11 protein-coding genes are annotated in these 12,373 nt (G+C 34.6%); 4 read left to right on the top strand and 7 right to left on the bottom strand.

All coding sequences use genetic code 11. The features are described 5' to 3' along the window. The 4 genes from O970_RS05915 to O970_RS10135 all read right to left on the bottom strand — a co-directional run. Window positions 1-1,310 (bottom strand): fructose-specific PTS transporter subunit EIIC (locus O970_RS05915; RefSeq protein ID WP_024496217.1); only part of this gene is annotated, 1,310 nt, incomplete at its 3' end. Between the two features lie 14 nt (window positions 1,311-1,324). After that, window positions 1,325-2,263: a 1-phosphofructokinase gene (gene fruK / locus O970_RS05910; RefSeq protein WP_024496216.1), complete on the bottom strand. Its 939-nt coding sequence runs from the start codon at window positions 2,261-2,263 to the stop codon at window positions 1,325-1,327. Window position 2,264: 1 nt separating this feature from the next. Further along, window positions 2,265-3,440, bottom strand: coding sequence for a fused PTS fructose transporter subunit IIA/HPr protein (gene fruB, locus O970_RS05905; protein ID WP_024496215.1), 1,176 nt, complete (start codon window positions 3,438-3,440; stop codon window positions 2,265-2,267). 243 nt (window positions 3,441-3,683) lie between these two features. Further along, window positions 3,684-3,905: a hypothetical protein gene (locus tag O970_RS10135; RefSeq protein WP_238610596.1), complete on the bottom strand. Its 222-nt coding sequence runs from the start codon at window positions 3,903-3,905 to the stop codon at window positions 3,684-3,686. 879 nt (window positions 3,906-4,784) lie between these two features. Here O970_RS10135 and ubiG point away from each other — a divergent pair. Next, window positions 4,785-5,501, top strand: coding sequence for a bifunctional 2-polyprenyl-6-hydroxyphenol methylase/3-demethylubiquinol 3-O-methyltransferase UbiG (gene ubiG / locus O970_RS05900; RefSeq protein WP_024496214.1), 717 nt, complete (start codon window positions 4,785-4,787; stop codon window positions 5,499-5,501). A 72-nt stretch (window positions 5,502-5,573) separates the two neighbouring features. Here ubiG and clpA read toward each other — a convergent pair whose 3' ends face one another. Continuing rightward, the gene (clpA, locus tag O970_RS05895; protein WP_024496213.1) at window positions 5,574-7,814 is read right to left on the bottom strand and encodes an ATP-dependent Clp protease ATP-binding subunit ClpA; all 2,241 of its coding nucleotides are present in this window, start codon (window positions 7,812-7,814) and stop codon (window positions 5,574-5,576) included. Next, the gene (gene clpS, locus O970_RS05890; RefSeq protein WP_024496212.1) at window positions 7,814-8,125 is read right to left on the bottom strand and encodes an ATP-dependent Clp protease adapter ClpS; all 312 of its coding nucleotides are present in this window, start codon (window positions 8,123-8,125) and stop codon (window positions 7,814-7,816) included. The genes clpA and clpS overlap by 1 nt, the downstream gene beginning before the upstream one ends. A 271-nt stretch (window positions 8,126-8,396) precedes the next feature. Between clpS and O970_RS05885 the strand changes: the two genes are divergently transcribed. Genes O970_RS05885 through O970_RS05875 form a run of 3 tightly spaced genes read left to right on the top strand, consistent with a single transcriptional unit; the run spans window position 8,397 to window position 10,653 of the window. Then, entirely contained in the window at window positions 8,397-9,320 is a 924-nt protein-coding gene (locus O970_RS05885; protein WP_024496211.1) for a VirK/YbjX family protein, read from the top strand. A gap of 23 nt (window positions 9,321-9,343) precedes the next feature. Then, window positions 9,344-10,246 carry a LysO family transporter gene (locus O970_RS05880; protein WP_024496210.1) on the top strand — a complete coding sequence of 301 codons (903 nt, stop codon included), beginning with the start codon at window positions 9,344-9,346 and terminating at the stop codon, window positions 10,244-10,246. Between the two features lie 5 nt (window positions 10,247-10,251). Further along, a complete protein-coding gene (locus O970_RS05875) occupies window positions 10,252-10,653 on the top strand; it encodes a YchJ family protein (protein ID WP_024496209.1) in 402 nt (133 codons plus the stop codon). A gap of 211 nt (window positions 10,654-10,864) precedes the next feature. On the opposite strand, the gene dgt is transcribed toward O970_RS05875, so the two are convergent. Then, a complete protein-coding gene (gene dgt / locus O970_RS05870) occupies window positions 10,865-12,358 on the bottom strand; it encodes a dGTPase (RefSeq protein WP_024496208.1) in 1,494 nt (497 codons plus the stop codon). Between the last annotated feature and the right edge of the window lie 15 nt (window positions 12,359-12,373).

Raw genomic sequence — 12,373 nt, 5'->3', positions numbered from 1 at the left:
CCCGCCATAATGGCAGCCATCGGGGCGTATTGCTGCGAACTTAATACGCCCACACCAAACGCATAAGCCACTTTATTAATTGGTCCACCCATATCAACGCACATCATACCACCAAGTAGCGCTCCTAAAATTACCGCATTAGCGCCTTGCATGTTAACTAACCAATCATTTAACCGTTCCATTAAATAAGCAATGGGTTCGCCAATAACGTATATCATAGCTAACCCAGTAATTAAACTAGAGATAAATGGTAAAATTAGAATCGGTTTAAGCGCAGATAAATTTTGTGGTAAACGAATATATTTCGCTAATAAATAAACTAAATAACCTGCTAGATAACCTGAAATAATCCCGCCTAAAAAACCAGCGTCAATTGATTTTGCTAGCATACCACCAATCAAGCCTGGGACTAAGCCCGGTCTATCGGCTATTGAATAGGCAATATACCCAGAAAGAAGGGGGACCATTAATGCAAATGCAGCCTCACCTCCGATCGAACGTAAAGCTTTAGCTAAACTACCTTCTTGATCGATACCGCCAACTGCAAAAGATAAAGCAATAATCAAACCACCAGCAACAACCATGGGTAGCATATAGGAGATACCAGTTAAAAGGTGTTGATATACCCCTTTTTTATCGTTTCCAGATTCAGTTTTAGCTGATGCACTATTATTTGAGTTAGGTTGATATATTTGCGCTTCGGCAAAGGCTTTATCAAATTCTTGAGCCGTTTTTTTCAGTGCTGGACCTGTTTTAGTTCGATACATTAATTTTCCAGCAAATTTAGCTAAATCGACTTCAATATCTGCCGCAACAAAGACTAAATCAGCTGCCTCAATTTCTTCAGGTGTGAGTTCATTGCCCACGCCTACAGATCCTCGAGTCTCAACTTTACATTCCCATCCTCTTGCATTGGCTTCTTTTTGAATAGCTTCAGCAGCCATGTAGGTATGCGCAACGCCAGTTGGACAGGCAGTAACAGCAATGATTCGTTTAGTTTCATGTTTTGATAAGGTAGCAGGCGTGCTGATAGCTTGTTCCTGATCATAAAGTGTTGCCTTATTTTCTGCCTGTTTTAGTGCATTGACTGTATCAGCAAATACATCAGCAATGTGAATTAGACTTATTTTATGCCCAATAAATTGGGTATTAGATATAATCTGGTTACCTAGGATGATAATTAAATCAGCTTGTTTCACCTCATCAACTATTTCCCACTGTAACTGCTCTGCTGCCAGTTTCAACTCTGCTTTAGCGAGCTGACTCTTAATAGGACCAATACTTGAATCATCCGTTAAAAATATATTCATATTATCACCTAAACCTACTTAATCTTTGTTAATATTACTTTATCCATCATTTTGGACAGCTCGTCATGGTTAGAAACACCAACATTAGATTGACCAACAGATAAAGCAGCAATAGCGGAGGCTAAACAAAGCGTTTTATCTACAGATTGTTGTTTAAGCTGACCATATATAAGACCGGCTACCATAGAGTCACCGGCTCCAACGGTACTTACCACTTTACAAACTGGTGGTTCTGCTAACCAAACTTCTTTATTTGTCACCCATAGGGCACCTTTGCTACCTAAAGAAACCACCACATTTTGAATCCCTTTTTGAACTAAATCTTGCGCCGCAGCAATAATTTCATCTCTGGTTTTTAGCGGTTTTCCAGCCCATATTTCGAGTTCTTTGTCATTCGGTTTAATTAACCATGGAGAGGCTTTCAGTCCAACCTCAAAAGCTTGTCGACTACTGTCAAATACAACATGTTTACACTGCGCCGTAAGTTGTTTCATCCATTGACTAAATGCTTCCAACTCAATTCCTGCTGGTAAGCTGCCACTCACCGCAATCATATCAAACTCTTTCAACCAAACGCATGAATCCTGGGCAAATTGTGTCCAGTTGTCTTTAGTAATGGTAAAACCTGAAAAATTTAAATCAGTCACGTCACCACTCTGTTCTGTCAATTTGACATTAATTCGTGTTCGCCCCTCTACGACTTGAAATTTATTATCAATATCTAATTGGTCAAAAAGTTGCAAAAAACCATCTTGGTTATCTTTTCCTAAAAATCCACCAGCGGCGACATCAACACCTAAGTCACGCAAGACTTTGGCAACGTTAATACCTTTGCCCGCCGCGTGAAGACTGGTCGTATTGACAAGATTAACTTCGCCCACTTCAATATTGGCGCAAAAACCGATAAGATCATAAGCTGGGTTGAAAGTAATTGTTACTACTTTAGCGGTCATGTTATTCAACTCCTTCACCTAAACCTTCAGCCATGGCTTGACCAATAGCATCTAATGCCTGCTGAGCATCATCCCCTGTAGCCACGAATTGTAATCGATGTCCTTTTTTTGCGCCTAAAGCGACCACCTTCATTAAACTGGCCGCATTGACTGGTGTATTGGAACCATCAAGATTAGCTACCGTAATAGTACTATTAAAACCTTTAATTAATTTTATGAGTACAGTGCTTGGGCGAGTATGTAAACCATGTGAATTGAGTACCACAAACTCCTGAGTAATACTATCTGTATTTGGCGCTAATATTGACTCATGGTCGTTAGCGATTTGTTTATCTGTATTACCTTTAAAAAAGCTTTCTAATGATGAAATATCACTATTGAGTAGTGTCGCTAGTTTTCTTGTGAACATTAAATCAGCTAACTTAGCTATAGAAGTATCAAATACATTATTGATGGTGGTGATAGTAATAAGCATTTTTACTGGTTTATCATTCTCTGAGAGTTCGCCTGCTGGTCGACTAATTGCCACCGCATTTTTTAGATTACCTACTCGGCTATCACTTAACCAGATACCCTCCCCCAAATAAGTTGGTTGCTGCTCAATAATATCCGTAATAAATGCGGTATTAACAGCAGCGGCTTTTTGTAAGCGAGATGCATTTAATATCTGTAAAGTTTGTAGATCATCGGCAGCCACATTCATTGATATTAACGATGAATCAATAACCATGTCAGCACCAGTATCACTGTTACCAGTCAAAATATGAATCATGTCTTCGGCTGTTTTGACATTTTTAATCTTTTCTTCAATGCCATCTTCACCTAAAACGCTTGTTAATTGCCGGAGAAGAGTTAGGTGTTCATCGGAACTTGCTGCAATTCCAATTGCGACATAAGCAAGTTGTCCATCCTCTCCCCAAACCACACCTTGAGGAAAATGAAATACTTTTACACCGGTTTTTTTTACCAAATGACGCGTGGTAGTGGTTCCATGTGGTATTGCAATACCATTATCTAAATAGGTTGCCGCTTGTTGCTCACGCTGCAGCATCCCGTCCCCATAGCCATCCTCTACTAAACCTGCGTCAACCAAAGCTTGGGCAATATTTTTTATTGCCTGCGTTTTATCTGGTGCACTTTGATTTAGATGAACATCCTTTGTAATTAATTCAAACATTTAATACCTCTTTGTTTTATTAGATGTATTGCTTCTGCAAGAGAATATGACTTAATACATTGATTACTAATTAATTTCATAATACCAAAAAAGAATCATATAAATAAAATAATGGTAAAAATCAAAATAATTGAAACAGTTTATATTGAATTTAATCATTTAAACATTATTAATGTTTAATAATACGTAATAAAATGTTTTATCAATAGTACTATTTTTCTAGTCAAACGATTAATCGCATATTTAACTGTTTCTATTTTTTAATTTTTGTTCAATGCTATTCTTACTTAAACTGTGCCTTAACTGATAGAGAAAAGTTAGTTGTTCATCTGGATTAAGTGCCATACCCATCACAACGAATGTAAACGACCCATTCATCTCAAACAACATATTAAGTAAAATATTTATATTCACCTTTTCGTTATTAAATAACGGGGCATCATTGCATGTAGTATCGCGATTCATGCTTTATAAATAGGTTGTAGTTTGTTATTTAATTGTCACATCCTTTCACAATCCCCTCTTACGACTAAACCTGCGTCAATTAAAACTAAGGCAATATTGGGTTATCGCGTATGTTTTTATTTGGTGAGTATGGATTTAAATGAACAACTATCTATTTAATTAAGTTAAATATTCACTACTTTCTACGTTATTAAATGGATTAATCTTACCAAAATTTATGGTTAATACCTTAATTCGTAATCAATTCCATCATATCAAAAAAGTATGAACGGAGTAAAATAATGGCAAAAATTAAAAACAATAAACAGTAATTTTTATATTTAATACAAATATTGCAACATCTATCACATTTTTTATTTAAAGTACTTTACATAAAAAATGTTACAGTTTAGTGGATTAGTTGTACGTTGATAAAGTTGATGATGAAAACATAAAATAGTTAAATGGCTGTTTTTACATAATAACGCAATGAATGTGTTGGTTAACCCTATAATAGGGTTAGATTTATCAACGCAATAAAAGCAAGAAGATAATATTAGTTAAAATAAAAATTTTTCTTAAGATATTCATATTTTTACTTCTTGTGAAAAAATACATTATTCATCTTTAAAATTAAGAACACTATGGATAATCGCTAACGTAATTAATCATACTACATCACGATTTTTATTTAGTTAATTTATATCCAATGTTTATATCATCATGATATAAACTAATTGAGTGATGATAAAATTTATTTAATGATATAAGCAGCTATACCGAATAAGCACTAGACGCTATCTATTGCGGTTATGTACTTAATTGATGAGAAATAACTGCCAAAATACCCAAAAACAGTTTAAACTTAACGGATAATGATTAAATAAGTAAGGACACGTAATGTCAATTAACCATCATAATTTAAATGTTGATCAACAGGAAATTGATAAATTTTCAGCAATAGCATCAGAATGGTGGGATCCGGATGGCAAATTTAAACCATTGCACACGATTAACCCACTACGCCTTGATTATATATTAAATAAAACGGGTAACTTACAAGGTAAACATCTATTAGATGTTGGCTGTGGAGGCGGAATTTTATCAGAAAGTTTAGCTAAAGCTGGTGCTAATGTTACTGCTATAGATATGGCTGAGCAATCGTTAAGTATTGCTAAAATACATGCACAGCAAAATCAACTCAATATTGATTATCGATTAGAATCAGTCGAACACCATCTACAGCATACAACACAACGTTATGACATAATAACCTGTATGGAAATGCTTGAGCATGTTCCCGAACCATCATCGATTATTCGTTGTTGTGCTGCATTACTAAAACCTCAAGGTCAGCTATTTTTATCCACTATAAATCGTACCCATAAATCTCGGTTATTGTTAATTATAGGAGCGGAATATGTTGCCCGTATTATTCCAAAAGGTACGCATGATTTTAATAAATTCATTCGTCCATCAGAGCTAATCGATTGGGTTGAAAAATCGGGATTAAAACCCATTGAGTTGGTAGGAATGGAGTATCGCTTATTAAGCAACCATTTCGAGCTTGGTCCTAATATTGATACCAATTATATTGCTTATATCACCAAACCTTGATAATAAAAAAGAAAAGGTAATATTTAATTATTACCTTTTTTCTTTAAATTGAAATAACAAGCATATATAAACTTATTTTATTAGCGATGATGTTTGGTAATCAATGGTCAATTGTTTTTGTTTAATATGAACATTGACCATTCCCCCCTGCTGTAAGGTTCCAAATAATAGCTCATGTGCGATAGGTTTTTTAATGTCTTCTTGAATTACTCTATTCATTGGTCTTGCTCCCATTGCCTTATCATAGCCTTTATCAGCAAGCCATATTTTTGCCTCTTTACTTACATGCAACTCAACGTGTTTTGCCCTAAGTTGTTTAGATAATTCATCAATAAATTTATCCACAATCTGTAAAATAATGACCGATGATAAATGCGTAAACCAGATAATATTATCCAAACGGTTTCTAAATTCAGGACTAAATAGTTTATTAATCTCCTGCATCGCATCGCTACTATTATCTTGCTGAGCAAAGCCAATACTTTTACGTACTGTTTCTTGTACGCCCGCATTCGTCGTCATGACTAAGACAATATTACGAAAATCAACCTTACGTCCATTACTATCTGTTAACGTGCCATTGTCCATAATTTGTAGTAATAGATTAAAAATATCAGGATGGGCTTTTTCAATTTCATCTAATAATAATACCGCATAGGGGTGCTTAATTACCGCATCTGTAAGCAATCCGCCTTGTTCAAAACCAACATAGCCTGGCGGCGATCCAATCAAGCGACTAATGGTATGAGGTTCTTTGTACTCAGACATATCAAATCGTAATAGTTCAATATTCAGTGCTTTGGCTAATTGAAGGGTAATCTCAGTTTTTCCTACTCCAGTTGGCCCCGCAAATAGAAAAGCGCCTATCGGTTTATTTTCTCTACCCAATCCCGCCCGGTTTAATGTCATTGCATCACAAAGAACATCAATTGCTTTATCTTGACCGAACACTTGTGCTTTTAATTGTGTCGATAATTGTTGTAACCGTGTTTTATCACTAACTGAAACCGTTTTTTCTGGAATACGAGCAATTTTCGCGACAATATTTTCAATATCATGTACACCTATGGTTTTTTTGCGACGATAGATAGGTAATAATGCATTTTTAGCGCCGGCTTCATCAATTAAGTCAATCGCTTTATCCGGTAAAAAACGATCCGTAATATATTTGACTGAGAGTTCTACCGCGCTATGTAATGCGCCACTGGTATAATGAACTTGATGATATTTTTCATATCGTGATTTTAAGCCATTAAGTATTTTTACTGTTTCATCAAATGTAGGTTCAATAACATCAACTTTTTGGAAACGTCTGGCTAACGCATGATCTTTTTCAAAGATTCGACTAAACTCCTGATAGGTTGTTGAGCCCATAACGCGAATTCGACCTGATGATAATAATGGCTTAAAGAGATTAGCGGTATCCACTTTACTCTCGCCAGTTGCACCCGCGCCGATAATCATGTGAATCTCATCAATAAATAAAATCGTATTTTCTTGTTTCTCCAAAACAGTAACTAATTCATTGAATCTTTTCTCAAAATCACCACGATATGTGGTGCCAGCAAGTAATGCGGCCATATCAAATGAATAAATCGTGGTTTGTTTTAAAACTTCAGGCACTTTATTTTGCTCAATTAACCAAGCTAAACCTTCAGCAATCGCTGTTTTACCCACGCCAGCCTCACCAACTAAAATTGGATTATTTTTACGTCGCCGACATAAAATTTGCATAACGCGTTCAATATCTTTTTCCCGTCCGATTAAAGGATCAATCTTTCCTTCTCTTGCCTGTAAATTAAGATCGGTTGTATAACGTTCAAGAATGCCGTTTTCATTTTCCATTTCATTGCCATGACCATCACTCGATGCGGTTGTGTCCGATGAAAAGTGATGAGAAATATAATTAATTACACTAAATCGATCAATTTGATGCTGATTAAGAATATAGCAAGCATAGGATTCTTCTTCGCTGAGTATAGATACTAATACATCAAGGCTAGCAATTTCATTACGCTGAGCTGATTCGACTTGAATAGCCGCACGTTGGATTACGCGTTGAAAAGCAGCGGACGGTTCGGTAACTACGCCATCTTCGTTAGGAAGAAAAGTACTATTCTGTTCAATATAAACAATTAAATCATCAATAATTGTCTCTACTTTTTTTATTTGTAACGCCGTTAAGACTTCAATAACGGATTTATCTTTTAGTAAAGCGACTAAAAGTTGCTCAGTAGTTAAATATTCATAGCCAAAGAACTGCGCATCATTAAAGGCTTGATTGATGGCTATTTGTAAATCCTTATTCATTATCATTCCGCAACTTTCTCCATAGTACAGCGTAATGGAAACTCCTGTTTCCGAGCATATTGTGTAACTTTTATGACTTTTGTCTCAGCAATTTCAGCACTGTAGATGCCACAAACACCTATCCCTTGGTGGTGAATTTCTAACATGATTTTAATTGCATTAGTTTCATCATGCCCAAAAAACCGTTGTAAAACTTCAATGACAAATTCCATAGTGGTATAATCATCATTATGTAACATCACCTTATATCGTGAAGGTGGTTTTAGCTGTTTTTGATTTTCATCAATCGTTTTTATATTATGTAATAGTGACATTGTTATCTATTCTTATAAATTTATCTTAAAATAATAGTTATATATTTGGAATTTATATAGCTAATACATTTAAACGTAGTGTATTATCTAAATATGATATTTATAATACCGCAAAGTTAAGTTTTATAAATGTTTCCATTTTATAAAATAATAATAATTATCCGTTATCTTGTGTCTATAAAAGACACGATTTGTTAAGAAAGTTGAAATATAACTATGTTGATTAACTTAGCTATTCTTGCTCGTTTTAACTTATTCGGATATTGAAATTATGAAAGTTTTAGATCAAAATTCATCGTTACTAGTGCGTTTAGTAAAAGGCCAGTTGCCCCTTAATCCTCTTTGGAAAAAAAGGAGTTATCGGATAAAATTTTTATTACGATCTTATCTAGTATATCGCGAAACATTAATTTGGCTTAATACTTTGTCAGGTTATCCGCTACTCAATGAGATTTTGAAAAAGCAGACGAATTTGCCTTGTAAGTTACATCGTCCATACTTAGCCAATAGTATGAGTCGAAAAATGCGTCATCACGCTATTACCGCGCATTATGATTTCCTGTCGAAACAGTCGCCACAACTAATAAAAAATTTATATCAGCTAGAGCCTATTATACTGGCAACAATAAAGGGAAAAGCTGAACAGCCATTTTTCCTAACATTGGAGAGCAATGATAAATATAGTCGTGAAGGTGAATTAACGTTTTCGATATGTAACAGTGACAATGTAGTACTAGCAACATTGACTTTTGCCATTATTGACTATTATGGTAAGTTAACTTTATTTATTGGTGGTTTTCAAGGTAGTAATCATAAGCATGCCAGAGAATTAATCCAGAAAACAACAAAAGCGTGTTTTGGTGTTTTTCCTAAACATTTAGTTTTGCAAGGAGCGTTATCTTTCGCAAATTATTTTGGTATAAAAAATATTTTAGCAGTAACGAATAAAACACATATTTATAATAATTTTCGTTATCGTCGTAGAAATAAATTGCGTGTAGCTGATTATGATAGCTACTGGCAATCACTACAAAGTGAGTTGATTGATAATCAATATTATCAGATTCCTTATCAACTTAAACGTAAGCAAATTGAAGATATTCCAAGCAAAAAACGGTCTGAATATCGCAACCGCTATATTTTGCTTGATCAGTTAAATGATGATATTCATCATCATTTATCACAATTAGAATAATATATTATTTATTGGAATTTTTTATGTATTCAAGTCTGTTGATTATTTTATCATCCTTTTTCTTTGGTTATACCATTAAGTTAAGAAATAAAATCTATTTAGAAAAAATAAATGTGTTATTGAGTTTGTGTATTTATGCCATTTTATTTTTGATGGGAGTTAGCCTTGCACAACTTGATAATATTGACCAACATTTTCAGACCATTTTTTATTCAGTTGCCATCACGTTTATCTGTACTTTCGGCTGTAACTGTATGTGTTTAATAGGTTTTGATATCTTTACGCCGAGGAAAAATACAAATAACAATCAACAGCCCCTACCTTCACGATTAAAAATGATGGTAGAATCCCTACAAATCTGTTTGGCATTGATTGCCGGTTTTTTAGTAGGGCTCTATCCATCCCACTTATTCGTATATGCGAGTAAGATCAGTGAAATTATATTGATATTATTATTATTTATGGTGGGTATACAACTTCGCAGTAATGGTTTAACAATTAAACAGATTTTAATCAATAAAGCAGGTTTAACATCAGCACTGGTGGTAATTATTAGCGCCTTTATTGGTGGTTACTTCTCAGCGTTAATGTTAGATCTTCCATTAAAAACTGGTTTAGCCTTAGCATCTAGTTTTGGTTGGTACTCTTTATCGGGTATTTTAGTTACTGAGGCGCATGGACCTGTAATCGGAAGCATTGCCTTTTTTAATGATTTACTTCGTGAATTAATTGCAATAATGTTAATTCCATCGCTTATTTATAAATATAAGTTCACTGCCGTTGGCATATGTGGCGCTACATCAATGGACTTTACGTTACCAATTTTACAAAAAGGCGGCGGAAGTGCCATTGTACCGATGGCGGTAGTACAAGGTTTTATTCTGAGCTTACTTGCTCCTATTTTATTAGCTATATTTAATTATTAATTATTATGAAAATATCAAAAAACAACGCTATACTTTGTCCATGTGGACATAATAAGAGTTATGCAGATTGTTGTCAGCCTTATCATGCTTGGCAAAAAAATGCTAAAGATGTAGAAACATTAATGCGTTCCCGTTACACCGCATATGCGCTTAAGAAAGTCGATTATTTAGTTGCAACATGGCACCCACAAACGTTGCCAACTAAACTTGCTGATTATTTAGATGATGCAAAATGGATTGATTTACGTATTCATGGGTCGTGGCAAAAAGAAAATGCCAATGAGGCATTTGTTGAATTCACCGCTCGCTATCGAAATTCATCCGGTAAAGCGGAAAAAATGCATGAAATAAGTCGCTTTATTAAACAAAGTGATCATTGGTTTTATGTCGATGGTGAAGTGAGTTAAATACACTAACATAAAAATTGGCCATCTTATTCAATAAAAGATGGCCTGTTTATACAAATAGCAACAACAATGACGTTGTCTAATTTGATTGAGATCGTTAAGAAAAAAGTATTGATTCCAATCATGTCATAATTAGTTATATTTTACTGACTTGATTAGATAGTGATAAAATCGTCTTATTCAATTAGCTATTCGTTTTATCCAGTGAGGGTTAATCGGCTACCATCAACTTCCGGTATTCATCATACGCATAATGATCTGTCATGCCACTAATATAATCTTGAATTAACCGGCATCGATAATAGCATTCCCAAATAACGAAATCATCCGATCCAACATAGGTTTTAATCGCTTGCTGATAAGCAACACAATAATTAGCGGGTAATCGATGGAATAAACGACTTTCTATAGCATATTTTTTATGACTGTTTTTGTTAACTAATAATAAAAAATCTTCGGTTGGCATGGCTAAAAGTAGACTATAGCTATCTAATAGACCTGTAATAATTCGATACCCTTGTAACTCTATAGTTTCAACCGATTCATGATTAAAAATATATTTCTCACTTACCTGTTTAAACATAGTCAATAATTGATATTCGCTGCCGTTGTCCTCAAGTAAAGCCTGATTAAACTGACCATGAAATATTTCAGGTAAATTTTCAATAAATCGTTCAGCGGCATGAGGGACTAACCGGTTAATTGTCTTTACCCGTAAAGTTACAAAAAATTGATCAATAGCCCGAGGCAGTAGTGCTTCCTCTTTTAAAGTTTGATATGCTTTATAAGCAGGTTCTACCGTTTGTTCAAATAAATCATCTTTATTTTTTGGTCCCCATCCCTGACTTAAATAATCATATAGCTGGTCAACCGAAAATAATTTTTTCTCAACCGCATCTTCTAAGTCAGCAATACAATAAGAAATATCATCAGCCGCTTCCATCACATAGGTTAACGGAAAACGGTGAAATGGTGATAGATGTAATTGCTGTTGCATTGCTTCAATAAAGGGCTCTTCGGATAAATAATACCCTGATTTTTTCATCAAATAATTATATTGGTGCGGTATGGTTTGGTACCAATAAGCAGGTTTGGTATATTTTAAAATGCAGGCAACTTGCGAATAAGTAAGATTCAATTTAAGTAGACTATGGATTAAGCGAATTGCTTGTGCATTCCCATCAAAATGGTATAGATCATAACGTATTTTTCGACGCAACTCATTTTGTTTAGTTTGCTCACTTCCCGATATATCTAATATTTGATAGTGACTTTTTTTATCTAATGATAGACGTTGGTAAAACCATTGATTTATCGCTAATTCACCAAAATGGCCAAAAGGTGGATTACCAATATCATGCATTAAACATGCCATTTCGACGATACTTTCAATGATGGCTTCATTCCCCGCTAAACCATACAGAGCTAGTTGTTGCTTTTCTTGTAAACGAAATAACATCTCTTTAATAATAAAGCGTCCTACTTGTTGTACTTCCAATGAGTGCGTAAGACGAGTTCGCACGACGGCGTTACGTTCTAAAGGAAAAACTTGTGTTTTCTGTTGTAGGCGCCGTACTGCCGCTGAATTTAAAATCCGTCCCCGATCACTTTCAAAACAACGTACGATAGCATAATGGTTTTTGGTTTTATTTGGTACCGAATCATTGTGACGTTGATAATTTATTTTAGTATTAAAATCTAACATAAGTCGTATCTACCA

It is taken from the genome of Candidatus Schmidhempelia bombi str. Bimp, from assembly GCF_000471645.3.
Taxonomy (GTDB): domain Bacteria; phylum Pseudomonadota; class Gammaproteobacteria; order Enterobacterales; family Orbaceae; genus Utexia; species Utexia bombi.
The sequence above is the reverse complement of the archived record's forward strand: the minus strand, read 5'-3'. Positions and strand labels throughout refer to the sequence as shown.

Coding starts and splice junctions, on each gene's coding strand:
- fruK (WP_024496216.1), bottom strand. CDS start 2,263: ATGACCGCTAAAGTAGTAACAATTACTTTCAACCCAGCTTATGATCTT.
- fruB (WP_024496215.1), bottom strand. CDS start 3,440: ATGTTTGAATTAATTACAAAGGATGTTCATCTAAATCAAAGTGCACCA.
- O970_RS10135 (WP_238610596.1), bottom strand. CDS start 3,905: ATGAATCGCGATACTACATGCAATGATGCCCCGTTATTTAATAACGAA.
- ubiG (WP_024496214.1), top strand. CDS start 4,785: ATGTCAATTAACCATCATAATTTAAATGTTGATCAACAGGAAATTGAT.
- clpS (WP_024496212.1), bottom strand. CDS start 8,125: ATGTCACTATTACATAATATAAAAACGATTGATGAAAATCAAAAACAG.
- O970_RS05885 (WP_024496211.1), top strand. CDS start 8,397: ATGAAAGTTTTAGATCAAAATTCATCGTTACTAGTGCGTTTAGTAAAA.
- O970_RS05880 (WP_024496210.1), top strand. CDS start 9,344: ATGTATTCAAGTCTGTTGATTATTTTATCATCCTTTTTCTTTGGTTAT.
- O970_RS05875 (WP_024496209.1), top strand. CDS start 10,252: ATGAAAATATCAAAAAACAACGCTATACTTTGTCCATGTGGACATAAT.
- dgt (WP_024496208.1), bottom strand. CDS start 12,358: ATGTTAGATTTTAATACTAAAATAAATTATCAACGTCACAATGATTCG.